The organism is Rhizobacter terrae, from assembly GCF_003852895.1.
In the GTDB taxonomy this organism is placed as follows: domain Bacteria; phylum Pseudomonadota; class Gammaproteobacteria; order Burkholderiales; family Burkholderiaceae_C; genus Albitalea; species Albitalea terrae.
Genome location: NZ_QUSW01000001.1, coordinates 942448 through 960853, shown reverse-complemented (window position 1 = coordinate 960853; position 18406 = coordinate 942448). Strand labels below are relative to the sequence as shown.

Annotated in this window: 13 protein-coding genes and 1 tRNA gene; 6 read left to right on the top strand and 8 right to left on the bottom strand. The window is 65.4% G+C overall.

Annotated elements, in window-relative coordinates:
- Positions 1-4: 4 nt before the first annotated feature.
- Genes DZC73_RS04420 through DZC73_RS04410 form a run of 3 tightly spaced genes read left to right on the top strand, consistent with a single transcriptional unit; the run spans position 5 to position 3619 of the window.
- Positions 5-1153 carry an ABC transporter substrate-binding protein gene (locus tag DZC73_RS04420; protein ID WP_124538956.1) on the top strand — a complete coding sequence of 383 codons (1149 nt, stop codon included), beginning with the start codon at positions 5-7 and terminating at the stop codon, positions 1151-1153.
- 2 nt (positions 1154-1155) lie between these two features.
- The gene (gene tpiA / locus DZC73_RS04415; RefSeq protein ID WP_124538955.1) at positions 1156-1935 is read left to right on the top strand and encodes a triose-phosphate isomerase; all 780 of its coding nucleotides are present in this window, start codon (positions 1156-1158) and stop codon (positions 1933-1935) included.
- A gap of 46 nt (positions 1936-1981) precedes the next feature.
- Positions 1982-3619 (top strand): sensor histidine kinase, encoded by a 1638-nt coding sequence (locus tag DZC73_RS04410; RefSeq protein ID WP_124538954.1) that lies wholly within the window; start codon positions 1982-1984, stop codon positions 3617-3619.
- A 16-nt stretch (positions 3620-3635) separates the two neighbouring features.
- On the opposite strand, the gene DZC73_RS04405 is transcribed toward DZC73_RS04410, so the two are convergent.
- Positions 3636-3710: transfer RNA gene (locus tag DZC73_RS04405), tRNA-Arg, on the bottom strand.
- 492 nt (positions 3711-4202) lie between these two features.
- Between DZC73_RS04405 and tcmP the strand changes: the two genes are divergently transcribed.
- The 3 genes from tcmP (at position 4203) to DZC73_RS04390 (ending at position 7328) form a co-directional block, all read left to right on the top strand.
- Positions 4203-5051 carry a three-Cys-motif partner protein TcmP gene (gene tcmP / locus DZC73_RS04400; protein ID WP_198414775.1) on the top strand — a complete coding sequence of 283 codons (849 nt, stop codon included), beginning with the start codon at positions 4203-4205 and terminating at the stop codon, positions 5049-5051.
- A gap of 171 nt (positions 5052-5222) precedes the next feature.
- Positions 5223-5981 carry a DUF5131 family protein gene (locus DZC73_RS04395; RefSeq protein ID WP_124538953.1) on the top strand — a complete coding sequence of 253 codons (759 nt, stop codon included), beginning with the start codon at positions 5223-5225 and terminating at the stop codon, positions 5979-5981.
- 87 nt (positions 5982-6068) lie between these two features.
- On the top strand, positions 6069-7328 hold the full coding sequence (locus tag DZC73_RS04390; RefSeq protein ID WP_124538952.1) for a three-Cys-motif partner protein TcmP: 1260 nt from the start codon (positions 6069-6071) through the stop codon (positions 7326-7328).
- Between the two features lie 54 nt (positions 7329-7382).
- On the opposite strand, the gene DZC73_RS04385 is transcribed toward DZC73_RS04390, so the two are convergent.
- The 7 genes from DZC73_RS04385 to DZC73_RS04355 form a co-directional block, all read right to left on the bottom strand.
- On the bottom strand, positions 7383-8249 hold the full coding sequence (locus DZC73_RS04385; protein WP_124538951.1) for a hypothetical protein: 867 nt from the start codon (positions 8247-8249) through the stop codon (positions 7383-7385).
- A gap of 133 nt (positions 8250-8382) precedes the next feature.
- Entirely contained in the window at positions 8383-8916 is a 534-nt protein-coding gene (locus DZC73_RS04380) for an ATP-binding protein (protein WP_161974444.1), read from the bottom strand.
- Positions 8913-9380 (bottom strand): ASCH domain-containing protein, encoded by a 468-nt coding sequence (locus DZC73_RS04375; RefSeq protein WP_124538949.1) that lies wholly within the window; start codon positions 9378-9380, stop codon positions 8913-8915. The genes DZC73_RS04380 and DZC73_RS04375 overlap by 4 nt, the downstream gene beginning before the upstream one ends.
- Positions 9340-10833 (bottom strand): PIN domain-containing protein, encoded by a 1494-nt coding sequence (locus tag DZC73_RS04370; RefSeq protein ID WP_198414774.1) that lies wholly within the window; start codon positions 10831-10833, stop codon positions 9340-9342. Before DZC73_RS04370 ends, DZC73_RS04375 begins: the two co-directional genes overlap by 41 nt.
- A 224-nt stretch (positions 10834-11057) precedes the next feature.
- Positions 11058-15317 (bottom strand): translocation/assembly module TamB domain-containing protein, encoded by a 4260-nt coding sequence (locus DZC73_RS04365; protein ID WP_124538948.1) that lies wholly within the window; start codon positions 15315-15317, stop codon positions 11058-11060.
- Positions 15318-15324: 7 nt separating this feature from the next.
- Positions 15325-17190, bottom strand: a complete 1866-nt coding sequence (locus DZC73_RS04360) for an autotransporter assembly complex protein TamA (RefSeq protein ID WP_124538947.1) — start codon at positions 17188-17190, stop codon at positions 15325-15327.
- Positions 17187-18371, bottom strand: a complete 1185-nt coding sequence (locus tag DZC73_RS04355) for a vWA domain-containing protein (protein WP_124538946.1) — start codon at positions 18369-18371, stop codon at positions 17187-17189. Before DZC73_RS04355 ends, DZC73_RS04360 begins: the two co-directional genes overlap by 4 nt.
- Between the last annotated feature and the right edge of the window lie 35 nt (positions 18372-18406).

The window sequence follows — 18406 nt, the reverse complement described above, 5'->3', positions numbered from 1 at the left end:
GGCCATGGACCGTCGCAATGTGTTGTTTGGCATGGGGTTGGCGGCGGTGCCGCCGGCCCTGTGGCCGGTGGCCTGCCAGGCCATCAGCAGTGACAGGTCGCCGATCCGCCTCGGGCAATCGGCGCCCATCAGCGGGTCCCTCGCGCAGGTGGGCATTGCCTTCCGCGACACGGCGCTGGCCGTGTTCGCTGAAGTCAATGCGCAAGGCGGCATCAACGGACGCGACATCGAGCTGACCACGCTCGATGATGAAGACCGGCCGGAGCGCACGGCGGTCAACGTCAAGCTGCTCGCGGCCGAGCATCGCGTGGTCGCGCTGTTCGGCTTCGTGGGGGCGGGGGCCCACCGGGCCGGGGCGAGAGGGGCGGCAGAGGAGGGTCTGCCGTACATCGCCCCGGTCAGCGGCTCGCAGGAGCTGCGCTCCGGCGCATTGCCGTGGGTCTACAACCTGCGCGCCGGGCATGTGGACGAGATCGACTACATCGCGCGGCACACGCGGCAGATCGGCATCCAGCGCGTGTCGCTGGTGTCCGAATACAACTCGCAGGGCTGGGAGCTGCGCGATGCGCTCATCGCTGCCTTCGAGGCGCGCGGCAGCCAGGTCGCGTCCATCAGCAGCGTGGACCATGAAGGCAGCCGCTACAGCCTGCCGGGCGCGGTGTCGTCGGTGCTGGTGCGCGACCCGCAGGCCATCGTGCTGGGGTCGGACTACGTGGCCAGCGCACGCTTCGTGGAAGCCGTGCGGCGCGTGGGCTACACCGGTCTCTTCTACACGCTGTCGACAGTCGGTGGCGGACCCTTGATGCAACAGCTCGGCCCCTTGGCCACGGGCATCTCGGTGACGCAGGTCGTGCCCTTCCCATGGACGGCCTCGGCGCAGGTCGGCCGCCACTACCAGGCCTTCTGCGCACGCCGCAAGATCGACCCATCCTTCGCGGGCATGGAGGCGTGGCTGGCCGCGAACCTGCTGGTGGATGCCTTGCGCCGCGCCCACGAGATCACGCCGGCCCGGCTCGCCGAGGCGCTGGATGCCAGCGCGCCGCGCGACTTCGGCGGCTTCGTCGCCGGCTTCTACTCGAACGCACGCACCCGCCGCACGCCGGCCCAGGTGGACCTCACGGTGTTCTCGCGCAACGGAAAGTTCATCAAGTGAGCATGAACAAGCTCGTCATCGGCAACTGGAAGATGCACGGCAGCCCGGCCGACCTGTGGGACCTGGCGCACGCCGTGCAGCGCGACGGCCTGGCCTGCGATGCGGCCGTGTGCGTGCCCTTCCCGCTGCTGCCGGCGGCCCATTCGGCACTGCAGGCCTCGCCCCTGCGCTGGGGCGCGCAGGACTGCTCGGTGCATGCCGGCGGCGCGCACACCGGCGAGGTCTCGGCCGAGTTGATCGCACGGCTGGGGGCGCGCTACGTGATCGTCGGTCACTCCGAGCGGCGCGTGGCGCTGGGCGAGTCCGACGCGCTGGTGGCCGAGAAGGCGCACCGTGTGCTGGCCGCGGGCATGACGCCGGTGGTGTGCATCGGCGAGACCTCGGCCGAGCGCGATGCGAACGAGACGGCGACCGTGCTCAAGCGCCAGCTCGCGCCGCTGGCACGGGTGCTGGGCCGCGCACTGAGCGCGGTGGTGCTGGCCTACGAGCCGGTGTGGTCCATCGGCAGCGGCGACGCCGCAGCACCGGGTGTCATCGCCGACACGCTGGGGCTCATCGAACGCACGCTGCACTTCCAGGCCGGCATGCACCAGGGCGCGATGCGCGTGCTCTACGGCGGCAGCGTGAACCCGCGCAATGCGGCGGCGATCATGGCCTGCCCGGGGGTGGATGGCGTGCTGGTGGGCGGGGCGTCCTTGCATCCTGCGGACTTCCTCGACATCTGCCGAGCCGCGAGACGAATGGCCAACGACAGGGAGATGGTGGTGATCCAGGGTTCGTGAACAGCGAGCCAGGCCTCCACCCGAGGTTCGGGTGAGGAGACTTTCGATGTGCATCAAGGTCAGCCGCGACGAGCAGTTGCAAGCGCGCAGCTGCGCGAGAGTCCAACGCAGCGAGCCCACGTGGCGCGAAGGTCGCGCCCTGCTGCTGGACGCGCTGGTGAGCATGGCGCGGGCCGGCGGCGGCCTGCTCATCGTGCCCGGCGACGAGACCGTGCTGCTGAGCGGCCGCATGCCGCAGCACCTGGTGCCTACGCTGCGCCACCGCGCGGCGCGTGCAGCCGACGAGGGGACGGACGGCGTGGACATCCGCTTCGAGCCGGACGGATTGCGCCAGGGCCTGCGGCTGCGCCACCTGATGCTGCTGGTGCTGCGAGAGCACGGCGTGGTGATGGGCACCGTGGTGATGATCGACCTGCCGGCGATGGACGACGCCGCGCACCGAGCGCTGCACGCCATGGGCCTGGCGCTGGCGAACCAACTGCGCATGGAACGCCAGGCCCAGGCCGCCGCGCTGCAGGCCCAGCGTGTGGAGGACGTGGCCTATGCCAGCGGCGACTGGCTGTGGGAAACCGATGCGGCGGGTGTCTACACCTGGATTCTTCGCGACCAGTCGCGCGGCCTGGCCGGCGACGCGCAGCCCGAGGTCGGCCAGGCCATGCAGCACGCACAGGTGGTGGACTGGGTGGGCGAGCCCGTCTCGCCACCGCTGTCGCTGCAAGACGTGCTCGACAAGCGCCACCCCGTGGTGCGGCTGGTCAGCGCCGAGCGCGACGGCGAGCGTGTGCGCTTCGTGTCGCGCAGCGCGGTGCCGGTGCTGGCGGCCGATGGCGTGTTCCTCGGCTACCGCGGCTCCGCGCGCGACGTCACCGAGAGCGTGCAGGCCAAGGCCGAGCTGTGGCGGCGCGAGCACCAGCTCTTGCAGATGACGCTGGCCAAGGAAGAGGCCGAGGCTGCGAACCGCGCGAAGTCGGTGCTGGTGTCCAAGGTGGGCCATGAGCTGCGCACGCCGCTGAACGCCATCGTCGGGCTGGCCCAGCTCATCCGCATGAGGCAGCGCCCGGGCCACGACGGCGGGCCGGTGGACCGGTGGGTCGATCAGATCGCACGCACCGGCGGGCACATGGCCGACACCATCGAGGTGCTGATGGAACTGGGCCGCTCGGCCTCGGGCTGCCTGCGCGTGGGCGGCAGAAGCTTCGAGGTGGAGGATGTGCTCAATGAGGCCATCCGCATCGTCGAGCCGGAGGCTTGGCGACGCGGCATCGTCATCGCGCTGGGCGGCGACACGCGGGCGATGGTGCATGCCGACCGGCGCGCGGTGCGGCAGGTGTTCGTGAACCTGCTGAGCAATGCGGTGAAGTACAACGCCGAGCACGGCGGCGTGTCGCTGGTCGTTCGGTCGCAGGGGGAGGGCGTGAGCATCAAGGTGCGCGACACGGGGCCAGGGCTGACGCCGGAGCAGCGGGCCAGGCTGTTCCAGCCGTTCGATCGGCTGGGTGCGGAGAAGAGCAACGTGCAGGGGCACGGGCTGGGGCTGTTGATCAGCCGGGATTTGCTGGCGGCGATGGATGGGTCCATCGCGGTGGACAGCAGCGTGGGGGGAGGGTGCACGTTCACCGTGACGCTGCCGGCGGCGGTGGTGCGGTGCGAGGGGCTGGTGGGGGTGACGTCGGGGACGACGTGATGGCCAGCCTGTGGGATGGTCCCGCCGACAGGAATCGAACCTGTATTTGCCGCTTAGGAGGCGGCCGTTCTATCCATTGAACTACGGCGAGCGGGGTGGATGAAGGCGAGATTCTAGGGGTGTTCGGTGGGCTCGGTCTGTGGAGCGACTGTCAAGGTGCTCTGGTTATGCAGCCTCAACTCTAGGTAAATGGATTTGCCCCAGGGCCGCATCCAATGATTGAATTGGTAAGAAGGCTTCCGACTGATTGATGGTTCCTTGCGACCAACTGGCAGGGGGCAATGGCGCTTGTCGGGCCAGAAGCGGCGCTCCAGTGTCGCGGAGAAATTGTTCGCTTCAGACTGGATCCGGACGTCAAGCTTGGGTACCGGGCCGATGGCGGCCGTCGTCAGCGGGCACTCGAGCGCCAGCTTCTGAAGGAGCCGCAGAGCCTCCCGGAACGGGCCTCGGGTGGCAAGACAGTGGCACCCCTAGTACGCGCGCATTCAGATCCGAGGCTAGACTCAATCCAAGGCCAGACTTGTGAACTCAGCCGTCGGAGCGGTGGTCTGGACAGTCGTTCGAAACGCATCAGGGAGCGCACTTGATTGCAGAAGCCGTAGACGTCTGGGAGCCCGACACCCATCCTGATCTTCCGATCGAACGAGGCAAGCATGGGCGCGGCGTGGGCGAATGGGTGCCATTTGAGAAGCACCGCTACCTTTGCCTCTACCTGAACGCCACAAGAGAAGCCTGGAAGGGCTTCAAGAACAGGGTTCTCCTCGATCCATTCTGCGGTCCCGGTCGGGTCCAGGTTTTGGGCGAGACGATCTCCCGTGATGGCGGTACCGTAGTCGCTTACCGCCAGTCTGTGCTGTCTGGCGCTCCATTCACGCGGGTGCTGGTGGGAGATATTGATCCAGACCGCGCGGCCGCGAACGAACTGCGGCTTATGGCGCATGGTGCACCGGTCCAAAAATTTGTAGGTGCTGCCTACGAAACGGTCGATTCGATGATCAAGGCCGTGCCGTTCGGTGCCCTCGTGCTGGCATACATCGACCCGTACAACCTCGAGTACCTGTCGTTCTCGATCATCGAGCGGCTGGCTAAGCTGCAGCACGTAGATTTCGCGGTGCATTTCAGCATCATGGACCTCCACCGCAACATCGACATGGAGATGAATCCCTGCCGCGACAGGTTCAGGGATGCGCTGCCGGGTTGGCGCACCCGTCTCCCCGCCGACGAACTATCCAAACAGAGTCTGCCGAACTGGTTTTTCGAGGAGTGGTGCTCCAGGGTAAAGGATCTAGGCTTCATCGTCAGTTCGCGGATGCCGCGCATCACCGACGGCGAGGGGCGCGCCATCTACCGACTCGTGTTCTTCTCCCGGCACCCGCTGCCGAACCGCATCTGGGGCGACATTGCCCGAGACCAGAACCGCGAACTCTTCTAGGCCACCTCAGGGTTTCGGTGGCCCAGACGTCCTAGCGTCCCATGGGGATCGGCCGGGCTAGATTACGCCCTGTCAGGCTCTGGACATCATTGACGTTGCCAGGGGCATCGTCCGCACCTATGGCCGAGAGGCGAATGTCCCGACTAAGCTTGCAAGGTAGGGAGTATTGCGATGACAACCACCAGCAAAATTGAATGGACCGAGCAAACTTGGAACCCCACGGTGGGTTGCACCAAGATCTCACCGGGCTGCAAGCACTGCTACGCCGAGACCATGGCCAAGCGCCTGAATGCGATGGGCACGCCGGGCTATGCAAATGGGTTCGCACTGACGCTACTGCCGGAGCGACTGGGCGACCCTTACAAGCGTAAGAAGTCCACCGTCTACTTCGTTAACTCGATGTCAGATTTGTTCCACGACCGCGTACCGGAGTCCTTCATCGAAAAGGTTTTCGAGGTGATCGAGCACACACCGCATCACACGTACCAGATCCTGACAAAACGCGGGGCTCGAATGGTGCGCTTCTTCCGCAACCGTTCTGTACCGGCCAATGCGTGGCTGGGCGTCTCAGTTGAGGACCGGAGGTATGGCGTGCCGCGCATTGACTACCTGCGCACGGTGCCGGCGCGCATCCGATTCCTGTCGGTGGAGCCCCTGCTGGCAGATGTCGGAGAGCTAGACTTGACCGACATTCACTGGGTGATCGTAGGTGGCGAGTCTGGCCCGAAGGCCAGACCGATGAAGACGGAATGGGTGGAGTCCATACGGACGCAATGCCAGCAGCAGGACGTTGCGTTCTTCTTCAAGCAGTGGGGCGGCTGGGGTGCGGACGGGAAAAAGCGTGCCAAGGCGGCCAATGGCCGTGAGCTTAACGGGCGCACTTGGGACGAGATGCCGGCCGAGGCTGTCATACAGATCCATGCTGTCTGAGCGGTACCACAGCGATCTTGCTGTGCCTGCCCGACACAGGCACATTCCCAGGTAGGGAAGACAAGAGCGCGTCCAGCGTGCCGGTCAATGTCACACTACGCCTGGAAGTGGGGGAGTCCACCCCCGCCGGTCAAACGGCACAGCGAGGTCAAGCATGCGCTCCTGCGCAACTACTTGATCGATTACTTCCTGACGCTGGTAGCGATGCCGCACCAGGACAGGATCAAGCTCACCATCGTCGACGGCTTCTGCGGAGGCGGCCTGTACATCAGTGAGTCCGGGCACGAAGTGCCCGGCTCTCCGCTGGTGATACTGAACGCGATTCGCGAGGCCACTCTGCTCATAGAGACGCGCCAGGAACGGCGTAAGCCAATCGATCTCGACGTCGAGCTAATCTGCATCGACAAGAGCAAGACAACGTTGGACTACCTTGAGCGGCTACTCAAGGATCGCAACTATGGCGCTGCGCTGGCGGCCGGCAAGATCCAACTCGTCAAGGGGCAGTTCGACCAGCACTGCGCGGCCACCATCCAGCGCGCCAAGGGACGTAGCCGCATCTCCGGCCGGGCGATCTTCGTGCTGGACCAATACGGCTACTCCCGTGTGCCTATGCATTGCCTACGAGACATCTTCGCGACGCTCCCGCATGCAGAGGTCATTCTCACCTTCTACATCGACGCACTGATCAGCTACCTAAACGAGGTCAACCTAGCCGGCTTCGAGCAGGCCACAGGCATTCGCGGTGGCATGACGGCGGCTGAAATCGACGAGATGAAAAAGTCGCCCAAGTGGCGCGTGCACCTGCAGTCGTCCCTCTACCAGAGCCTGACCAGCCAGTGCTCAGCCAAGTTCTACACACCCTTCTTCGTTCGGCCGCAGCGTGGGCATGGGGACTTCTGGCTGCTGCACTTGTCCCAGCACTGGAAGGCTCGCGACGTGATGGCCACCACTCACTGGAACCACTCGAACCACTTCTCTCACTACGGTCGCGCCGGATTCCACATGTTCAGCACTGGCTATATCACCAAGATCGACAGTAAGGACCAGCTGCAAGGTGGGTTCGATTTCAGCGAGGTCGCCGCCTCAGTCAGTCAGGACACGATGCTGGAGCAGATCCCGGTGATGCTGTTCGATATCGCGGAAGACATCAGCTTTGAGCAGTTCTTTCTGCAGTTGATCAACACGACGCCCGCCACACGGATGATGGTCGAATCGACGCTGCTGAAGCTGAGCCAGCTGAACGAGATCCAGGTGCTCGGCGAAGACGGCGACGAGTCCCGTGCCCGTGTGCACCTGAAGCCGGACCACGTGCTGCGTCTGAACAGGCAGATCCGGCTGATGTTCTAGGCGAAAGACAGGTTGAGAGTCAGGTCGACCACTAGGCGGCGGGAGCCTAAGGCGCTACCAGTTCAAGCGCATCACCCAGAAGCCAGTGGTTCCTCGGGGATCGAAGACCATTAAGACCTTCTTGAGGCGGCATCGCGAATCGCCAAGCCACGAGGTGATGACATTAGTCTTCGGACTGAATTGACCGTGGAATTCCACCGCAATCCCCGTTGGAATACTGCCTGCGTGCCTCGCCAGTTCAGTGAGCATGTCCGCCGCGGCTCCCGCTGCAAGGTCGGTGATCGTCACGTGGTCTTCCTCATACCGGTCGCCCTCATCGATTGCCGTGGTACCCAATCCAACCTGCTTCAAGGGGTGCGTCACGTAGGCGCTGGAAAAGAGGGACAAGAAGCTGCCAACGTCTTTAGAGGCTTTCTGATTGGCGAGCAGCTCATCCTCATCAGAGAACCAATAAATCTCCTGGCCAGAAGTGGATAGGCCCCCCACCATCAGGCCGACGAGGTGCGCGACAGAGAGAGCCCGCTCGAATGCGCGAGGGCTCCACCTGTGGTGGAGGGTCTTTGTGTTAGGCCAACTCGTGCGAAGTTCGTTGCCCCAACACAAGTTCTTTACCGACTTGTGCACGGCAACGACGAGAAGGACGCCCGGGATCGCATCCGTGGCCTCGAGAAACGGAATCAAGGCCTGCTGCTTCATCACGTCGTTCAGCCCCTTAAAGGACATGCGCCTACCGTCCGGCAGGTAGCGCTGCCGGACCCGAAGCCGATCAGCCTGCCAAGACGCGGAGTTGTTGACGTCCATATAGAGCACGGCCGTCGTCTCGTACAGGCTTGCCTTGTGCCTGCCACCGTAGTCCGAAAACATGTGAATAAGAGGGCCGGGCATGTCCTCCAGACGCTCATGCTGCATGATTCTGTCCATGCTTTCGACCCACGGGTAGAGCGGTTGGCTGATGGGTTTCCACCGGCTCGCAGTGACAAGGAATGGTCGCGGCTTCAAGAGGTTTCGGTGCGATGTGGTGCGGCGGACCGATCCTTCTTTGACTAGCTGATCATCAGCCGCGGTCTCTGGCCAGTGAGGCAATGGCGAATGCGAAGTCGGCGTCGCTCGGAGAGTTGAGGACAGTGAGCGGCAGGTTCAGCTCTGCGCAAACCAGTTCTGCTTGAGTGCGCTCCTTGGCCATGAAATCGGTAAGCCAAGCGGAATCTCGATGAAGCTCATCACGCTGGGTGACACGTCCCGCCACGACATCCGGCGGTGCTTCGATCAGCACGATCGCGCTTAGATTCAGCGCTTTGAAGACATCAGCACCCAGAGGGACGAACAGTCCGTTCTGCCCCACCAGAACGAAATGGCCATCTAGGAGTAACGCTGTCCCCTCAGCGTTGTAGCGAGCGACTGCTTTGGCCAGGGCGACCTGGTTCCCGTCCACGTCGGCGACGCGCTTGTCAGTGTTCCACTCCGGCAAGGCGCGTTCTTCCTTGATGAGCACGCTCGCCGATTTGTGCATCAACCCACTCGCCGGCGGTAGGCGCTTTGCCAAATAGGTCTTGCCCACGCCGTGGATGCCGGCAACAAAGATGTTCATAGGTCGATACCTCCCGGAAACATGGCGATGATGACCCGTTGGTAGTCCGGTGGGGGCAGATATAAAAAGCCTTGTGGCGGCGTGAAGTTTGGAAACAGGTCTTTGGGATCGACCAGCACTTCGGCGGGCACGACGCGCCCCAGCATGACGCCATAGGCGAGCCTCTTCTTGCCGATGTATTCTTTTAACTCTTCTTCCGTGACGCCTCCACCATGGGATTGCGCGACCTCCCATAGGGTGTCCGGGTCGCACTCTCGAATCTCCTTGATTAGCGCAATCCCGGTCAGGCGCTGCACCGGCGCAGATGAGTAGATGACCATCACCCCAACGTCGTTGGACGGCCAGCTACGCCGGAGCTCGACGGTCTTGGTACCCGCGAGGATCAAATCCGCATACCTCGGTTTGATCGATAGCAGGACCGCCCTACCGGACGGCTGCTGCGAGGATTCTGGAAAAAGATTCATCGGAAATGTGAGTGATGGACTGGATGGGGCCGCTGACAACACGCAATGGCCGCTGCAATTGTTGGTAGGTGACGGGGCTGTCGAAGTGTTTGATGTGTCTGAATAGCATCACTTTGGTTTCGCCTCTTGCATTCTTTTGAGTCATTTCTGCGATCTGGGCATCCGTGTAGACCGTTCGCCGGCTCACTAAGCGAGCGATTTCGTCTGCCTGTCCCATCGTTTCGTAGCGCTCGATGACACCTAGAGTGGTGATCGCCTTCTGGTCCCGGCTGCGGTAGAAAAGAACTACGTCGCCCGGCTGGGGAAGCTTGCTCAGCGAGTTTGACAAGTAGGCGAGTTTGATCGCGTTGCCCACATGCCGTTGAGGGTGACCAGCGTGCAATGCCCTACCCGGAACTAGCCAGTCCGGGAAAAGGATGCTGTGAAACTCTGGGAGGATTGGGATGATGAACTTCTGGACATCGACACCCCCGATGTAGTGCGGGTAGTAGCGCCGGACGTAGTCGAGCGCATTTATCTGGACGGCGGGTGGCCGCACTGGGTGGTCCTTTACGAAAACTGCGTCACCCTGGTAGTTGCCGATCTCTCCGAAGCCGAAGTCCTCGATGAGACTGGTCAGATGATCTTGCTGGCGAGTGTTGGCGTGCAGGAAGATGTGTTCGCAAAGGTGCTGCGTGGCGTACTGGAAGGCCGCTCGCAAGAACAGCTCACCGATCTTGCGGCCACGGACAGCTTCTCCTACCTTGAAAGTACATAGCTTCAGCGCAGGGCCATGCAGGACTTGACCATCGGTAGTGACCTGCTCGTTCGTTTGGACGACGAAGATGCAGATTGCATGGATTTCCCCTTGACCCGGTTCACGGTAAACCCACGCCCGACGCCCCTCCATGGCGATGCGGCGGAACCAGTCGTTGAAGCCTGCATAGTCGCCGCGAATGCTGGTAAAGAAGTCGCTATCAAGCTGCGGCGTGAGCGTGTGGAGATCAACTTCTTCGATGTTCGGAAGCGTGACGGTGCCCGGCTCATGCAGGCGCTTAAGCCAGTCGTCGGCTGCTTGGATGTAGTAGACCCGGTCGCTCAGGCCGTGCGCTCGCGCCTTTTTGTGCAGGCCTTGGTCCTCGGTGACGAGCGCGTGGGCGGCGTTTTGTTTAAGCGCCCACAGAATGCGGTTATCACATGCCTCATTGGGCGACAAGTCGGGCGTATTCCATTCGCAGGTAGGACCTTCGGGTAGCAGTGTGTACTGTGGCAGCCGTGCCAGCGTGCGTGCACGGCGATCTTCGCTTGGATCACGCTGGATATCGTCGACCGACGCCGGGTGATACAGCAGTTGATGGCCGTTGGCGTTACACAGTCGCATGAAGTCGGCGAGGCTGGGGCGCAGCACCGCCATGGAATCCTGCAACGGGATCAGGATATTGGTGTCAAGCAGGAAGCGCAGACGAATCGGCACGCAGATCTCCTCCCGGCGCGGCTTCTCATATCTGACCGATCCAGATGCCGCTCAATGACGGCCTTGGTGGCATGGTGATTTGACGCCACGACGCTACCCGGCGTGGTCGCAAGTATCGTAAGCCAACACCAGTTTTGATGGGCTGGCATTTTGGCTGAAGCCGCCAGTTGGCCAACCAGAAGGCCACTTGCTTGTGCAGGTGGGGTCCTTCCAGGCGTTCAGACTCACTGCCACCGCCAAGTCCAAATCAAATCCAACGAACTATCCGCCCCCGTCTGCGCCCGCAACGTGAACCGCTGCGCAATCCGATAAATCAACTGCCAGGTCCCAGTCGTCGCATTCAAGCTCCGCTCATACCCCACATACCACCGCCGCGACAGCTGCTTGCCCAGCGTCACCACCGTCTCCTTCACTTCACCTTCCGTCTGCCGCAGCGACACCTCATCCAGCCCGATGGCCTTGGTGAGCTGATCACTCACACCACCACCCTCGCCAGCCAGCAGCGCCAGCGCCGCCCGCTGCAGCAAGGCCGTGTCGGTGCGCCCCAGCCCATCGCTCGCCCGCCCCAGCACCAGCCATGACAGCTTGTCGATCTCCGACATCTCCGGCTCCGAGAACAGGCGGATGCGCGGGTTCAGCGCCGTGCCGCTCACTTGCACCCCCACGCGCACGTCGGTGTTCGGCCGCGTGGCCTCGATGTCCAGCCGCGGGTTGCCCGGCACGCCGGTGAAGGTGATGAGCCCGCGGTCGATGGTGAGCTTCTGCCCGTACGCGGCATAGGTCCCGTCCACCGCCTGCACCGTGCCGGTGATGGCCAGGCGGTTGTTCGGCGAGCTGATGTGCAGGTCGCCGCGCAAGCCGGTGTCGATGCCGCGCCCGCGCAGCCGCAGCTGCTCGCCCAGGCCGACGTCGATGCTCAGTTTCAGCTCATGCTCGGGCGCGGGGTTGGCGGTGGATGCCGGCGCTTCGTCCTCCTGCTTGCGCACCACCTGCACGTCTTCCGACAGGCTGGGCGCGTCGGAACGCGTGAAGTCGAACAAGCCTTCGTCGATGCCGAACTTGCCGTTGAGCGCGAGCTTGCGCTTGTCCAGTTCGAGCTGCGCCTCGCCGCTGGTCACGATGCGCCGGTCCACCCGCCCCAGCAGCTGGAACTTGTCGGCCTTGAGCTTGAGCACCGCCTTGGGCTCCGCACCCAGAGAAGCATTGCCCTCCAGCGCCACCGTGCCGCTGCCGGCCTTGGCGGTGAACTTGTCGATGCGCGCCGTGGGCCCCTGCAGCGCGATGGCCACCTCGCCATCGCTCACGTTCACGCCTTCGAGGAAGTTGCGCACGCCCAGGCCGTTGCCGCGCATCTCGCCGGTGTACTCGGGCGAACCGAACTTGCCGCCGATGCCCGCGCTGATGCGCAACGCACCATTCAGCCGCCACCCCGCCGGCACCCACGGGCCCCAGGTGCCGAGGTTGGCCACCTGCACTTCCAGCACGCCTTGCACCGGCGCATCGGCCGATGGCCAGGTGGCCTGCGGCGCCGTGCGGGCGATGAAGGCGCCCGCGGCCACGCCCAGCGTCTTGCCGGCCAGGCCTTGGGTGAAGCTCCACACGCCGTCGTGCACGTCCAGGCCCAGGCGCATGTCGGTCAGGCCCAGCAGCTGGGTCTTGCCGCTTTCATCGGTCACCGTGAGGTCGCCGGCCTGCCGCTCCAGCACGATGTCGGCGGTGAACACCGGCGCGCTCTTGAGGTTGAGGTGGCCGACCACGGTGAGGTCACCGCCCCAGCCGAAATCAGGCTGCGCGCGCTGCAGGAAGGGCGCGAGCGGCAACGGGTCCAGCTCGGCCTGCGCATCGATCTGCGCGGGCCGGCCATCCACACCGGCCTGCCACGCGATGCGCTGCCAGCGCAGGTTGGCGCCGGCCAGCGTGGCACGGCCGGGCTGCACCACCACGCGCATGGGGCCGTTGGCGAACTGCACCTCGCCGCTCACGTCGCGCGTGCGCAGCAGGGGCCGAAGGTCGGTGTCGGCGCTGCGCACTTCGAGCAGCTGCACGCTGCCGCGCCAGCCGGCCCAGTGGCCCTTGGCGATGCCGCCCTTGGGGGCCGCCGCCTCGAACAGGCCGCCTTGCGCGACGAAGTTGGCCAGCGTGCGGTTCCTGTCCGCCTTCGAAGGCGCGGATGCCGACGGCGCCGGCGCATTCGTGCGGCGCGATTGCAGGGCCTCGGTCCACGCCGGAGGGAGCGCATGCGTGTCGCCATGCAGCTCGATGTGATGCGAGCGCATGGTGCCCTTGAGCTGCAACTGCGCGGTGTCGATGGGCGGCGTGCCCTTGAACAGCGCCTGCGAGAAGGACACCTGTTCCACCGAGGCGGTCACGTCCACCACCGCATCGGCGCTGCTGTCGCTCTTGCTGTCCACCTGCCAGCGGGCCTGCGCGGCCTTCACCTGGGTGCGGCCGACGTGCAGGTCCTTCGCATCGAGCTGGCCCTGCGTGGTGACGAGCGGCCAGCGGCCCTTGACCTGGGCCTTGCCATTGAGCGTGCCGGACAAGGCAGTCTCGCCCGACGGCGCCGCGCCCAGCTTCCACAGGGGCGCGAGCTGGGCGAGGGCCGGGGCAGCGATGTTCACGTCCCACTGGTCGCCTGCGCCGTTGCGGCTGGCGACGAGGCGGCCTTCCACGTCGATGTGGTTGGCGCCGGCCTCCAGTTTCACCGTGGCCGCGGCCGTGCCGCCCTCGGTGTTGCGCAGGCCGATGCTGCCTGCCAGCGGCACGCCGGCCAGCAGGCTGTTGCCGATGCTGGCGTTGGCCCGGCCGCGCAGCAGGGACAGGCGGTCGGCCAGCGTGGGCGCCGATTGCAGGGGCACCGAGAGGTCGACGTCCAGCGTGGCGTTCAGGCGGTTCGGGCCCTTGCGCAGGGGCGAGTCGTCCATGCCCGGCCACCAGGGTGCGGGGTCGAAGTCTTTCAGCGCGCCCTGGGCCTTGATCTGCCAGGGTGCGCGGTCCGCCGCCTGCGAGGCCACGCCCGCGAACTCGGCCGTCGCGCCGGCCACGCCGGCCTTGGCGGCGCGCACGTCGATGCGGCGCAGCGTCCAGCTGCCATCCACGGCGAGCGTGGCCAGGCGCGTGGCGCCCTTGCCGGGGAGCTGGCCAGTGAGCTGCGCCTTGAGGTCCACCTTTGCCTGGTCGATGGGGCCGTTGAAGCCCGTGCCCACCGCAGTGACGGGGCCAGAGAGCACCATGCTCGCGGCGCGCGCATCGAGCTGCGACGGTTGCAGGCCGTCGAGCTTTGCCTCCACCGCCCAGCGCCTGGGCGTCCACTGGCCCTTGCCTTCGATGCGTCCGCCCGGCTGCTGCTTGGTGCCCAGTTCCGCGCTGAGGCGATGGATGTCGATGATGCTCACGTCCTTGGGCTGGCCGTGCACTTCCACCTTCACGCTGCGTACCGGCAGGCGCGCTTCGTTCCAGCGGCCGGCCTCGGCATTGGACAAGTCCGCCACGATGGAGGCCGGCTGGTCCAGCCCCGTGACCTTCGCGTGGGCTTCGCCGCTGAGCGAGGTGACGGGCAGACCGCTCGCGAGCGCGGACAGGTCCAGCGCCTTGGTGCGGGCCTGCAGGTCGCCCAGCGGCCAGGCCTCGAAGGGCTTGAGCGCGGCGGTGAGGTCCAGCGATTGCTCGGGCCGCGATGCCACCGGTGCCGCACGCACCGAGGCCTGCAGCGTAGGCTGGGCCAGCGGCCCTGCGAGGCTGGCGCTGGCCTTCCAGGCGGGCACGGCGGTCTTGCCGTCGGCGTTGGTCACCGCGTCCTGGGCGAGGTCGAGCTTCACCTCCAGCGCAAACGGAGACTCCGTGCCGATGCGCGCGCTGCCCGAGGCCTTCAGGCGGTCCCACGTGATCGAGAGTTGGTCGATGCGATGCAGCGCCCCGTGCTCGTCGCCCAGGTGCAGCCGCGCCTGGATGTCGCGCAGCGGCTTGTCGCCCAGCGCCGCCATGTGGAACTCGCCGGCATGCAGCGAGCCCACGTCCAGCTCCACAGACAGCTTCAGGCGCTGCGGCGGCTTGGCCGGCTCCTTCTTGTCGCTGGCGGGCAGGAACAGGTCCACCCGCTGCGCGTGCAGCTCCTGCATCACCACCTTGGTCTTGAAGTCGGTCCAGGGCGCGCGCTCGATCCGCAGCCCGCGCCAGCCGGCTTTCAGCAGCACGACCTTGCCGCCGCCGGGAATCTCGAACTCGATGCGGTCGGCCTCGTAGTCGCCCCACAGCGTGCCCTTGCCGCCTTCGAGCTTGAGGCCGGGCAGTTGCGAAAGCACCCAGGCCGAGCCGGAATCGGTGCGCACCGACCACCACAGCCCGCTGGCACCGGCGATCACCAGCACCAGCAGCAGCGCGAACAAGCCGCCGATCAGCCAGGCGATGCGCCGCCGCCAGCGGCGTTCCTGGACCTTGGGCGGCACCTCGGGCGGCACCTCGGGCGTTGCAGTCTCGTCGCTCATCGTCGCCTCAGAACGCCACGCCAACGCTCATGTGCACCCGGGTCTTGTGCACCTCCTGCCCATAGGCGAGGTCGACGCGCAAGGGGCCCACCGGGCTGCGCCAGCGCAGGCCCACGCCGTAGCCCAGGGCAGGGTGCAGGTCACTCCATCGGTCCGCGGCCTGACCGGCATCGATGAAGGCCGCCCACCAGAAGGCCGGCCGCTGTGGCGAGATGGGCCGCGCGATCTCGGCGCTGCCGGTCCACAGCATGCGTCCGCTGGTGACCACGCCATCCACCATCGGACCGAGCGTGCGGTAGGCATAGCCGCGCACGGACTCATCGCCGCCGGCACGGAAGAGCAGGGTGTCGGGCACGCCCACGCGGTCGCGCACGAACACGTGGCCGACCTCGCTGCGCAAGGTGGCGTACCAGGTGCCCACCGGCTGGTACCAGGTGACGCGGCCCCAGGCGCGCGTGAACGGGCCGCGGCCTTCCAGCGGGCCGTCGACGGTGATGTCGCGGCCCTTGGCAAAGCCCACCGCGCCTTGCAGCGAGAGCGTGATGCCCTTGGTGGGCAGCAGCACGCTGTCCACGCGCCGCCAGATCCAGTTGTAGTTGAGCGATGCCGCATCACTGCTCGCCGCGCCCGCGGCCGTCTCCAGGTTGGAGTGCGTGAGTTCGGCGTAGTACAGCCGCTCGATCGTCGGCGTGTCCTGCGCCCGGCCCACGCGCGCGCTCCAGGACTTGCGGATTTCATCGGCCGACTCCAGCCGCTCCGCGCTGCCCGACACCAGGTTGCGGTACAGACCCTCCAGCGGATGCGAGGTCAGCTCGCCCTGCCACGACGTGAGCTTGGGGCCGAGCTCGACCTTGTTCTTTGCGATCCACGAGCTGCCGAACACGCGCCGGTGCAGGTGCTCCAGCGTGAGCCGCGGGCCGGTGTTGGCGCTGTAGCCCACGCCCACCGTGGACGCCTGCAGCGGCAGTTCCTTCACACGGATGAGCACCGGCGCTGCGGCGGCCTTGTCGGGGTTGGGGTCGATCTCGATCACCGCGCCTTCGAACAGGCCCACCTTGACGAGGCGGTCCTGGTAGTCGAGCAGCAGCTGCTCGCTGTAGGGCTGGCCGGGGTAGAAGGTGGACAGGCGCCGCACGTCTTCTTCCTGGTAGCGCTTCAGGCCTTCGATGCTGATGGGCCCCATGTGGAAGAGCGGCCCGCTGTCGGCCAGCACGGAGATGGTGACGGTGTTGTTCTGTGCATCCACCTTCGCGGTGGTGCTGACCCAGGTGGCGGCCGGGTAGCCCTCGGCGCGCAGCTGGGCGATGGTGATGTTCTTCGCGTCGTTCCACGCGCCTTGCCGGAAGGGCTCGCCCGCCTTCAGGCCCCAGCGCCGGCGCAGCGCGGCGAGTTCGACGACGGCGTCTTCCTCATCGGTGCGCACGCGGTTCTGCAGGTCGCCCTGCACGTTCACCGTCCACTTCTCGATGGTGGCGCGCGGCCCCGGCTCCACGTGCACCTTGAAGTGCGGCGTGTCGGTGGACGTCGTCTCGCGGGTGATGTGCACCTCGGCGTTGAAGTAGCCCTCGGTCTCCAGCAGCGAGCGCGCTTGCGCGGGGGCGGCGGCGGCCAGGCGGTCCAGTTCCACGCCGCTGATGCTGTCGGTGGCCGGCGCGTTCTGGAAGCGCGAGAGGTCCAGGTAGGTCAGCAGCAGCTTGCGCAGCTCGCTGTTGGGCGCGTCCACTTCGAGCGAGTAGACCGCGCGGTCGCTGCCGGCTTGCGTCGCGGCCGGGGCCTCGTCTTTCTTGCCGAAGAAGGGCAGGCTCGCGCAGCCGCTGAGCAGCAGGGCAAGCGCCAGGGCGCAAACGGTGGTGATGGACGCGCGCCAGCTCATTTGCTGAGCAAGCGCATCGCCCCTTCCAGCCCTTGCAGCGTGAGCGGGAACATGCGCTGGTTCATCAGCTGCTGGATGACGGCAATGCTCTGCCGGTAGCCCCACACGCCTTGCGGCTCGGGGTTGATCCACGCGAACTTCGGGAACGCATGCGTGAGCCGCTGCAGCCATTCGGCGCCGGCTTCTTCGTTGTTGTATTCCACGCTGCCGCCGGGCTGCAGGATCTCGTACGGGCTCATCGTGGCGTCGCCCACGAAGATGAGCTTGTAGTCCTTGTTGTACTTGCGGATGACGTCCCAGGTCGGGAACTTCTCGCTGTAGCGGCGTCGGTTGTTCTTCCACATGAAGTCGTAGACGCAGTTGTGGAAGTAATAGAACTCCAGGTGCTTGAACTCGCTCTTGGCGGCCGAGAACACTTCCTCCACGCGATGGATGTGCTCGTCCATCGTGCCGCCCACGTCCATCAGCAGCAGCACCTTCACCTTGTTGTGCCGCTCGGGCACCATCTTGATGTCCAGGTAGCCGGCGTTGGCCGCGGTGCTGCGGATGGTGTCGTCCAGGTCGAGTTCTTCTTCGGAGCCTTCGCGGGCGAAGCGGCGAAGCCGGCGCAGCGCGACCTTGATGTTGCGCGTGCCCAGCTCCAGCGTGTCGTCGTAGTCCTTGTAGGCGCGCTGGTCCCAGACCTTCACCGCGCTCTTGTTGCGGCCCTTGTCCTGCCCGATGCGGATGCCCTGCGGGTTGTAGCCGTAGGCGCCGAAGGGCGAGGTGCCGCCGGTGCCGATCATGCGGTTGCCGCCTTCGTGGCGTTCCTTCTGTTCCTCGAAGCGCTTCTTCAGCGTCTCCATCAGCTCGTCCCAGCCCATCTTCTCGATCTGGGCCTTTTCCTCGGGGCTGAGCTCGAGTTCGAGCTTTTTCTGCAGCCATTCGAGGGGGATGTCCTGGGTGAAGTCGGTCAGCATCTCCACGCCCTTGAAGTAGGCGGCGAAGGCGCGGTCGAACTTGTCGAAGTTGGCTTCGTCCTTCACCAGCGAGGTGCGGGCGAGGTAGTAGAACTTGTCCACCGTCGGGCCGTCGCCGTCGTCGATGACGCCGGCCTTGATGGCCTCCAGCAGCGTGAGGTATTCCTTGACGGATACCTTGAGCTTGGCCGCTCGCAGGGTGAAGAAGAAATTGGTCAGCATGGGGTCACCGGTCGCAGGAGGATACACGCCTCTCG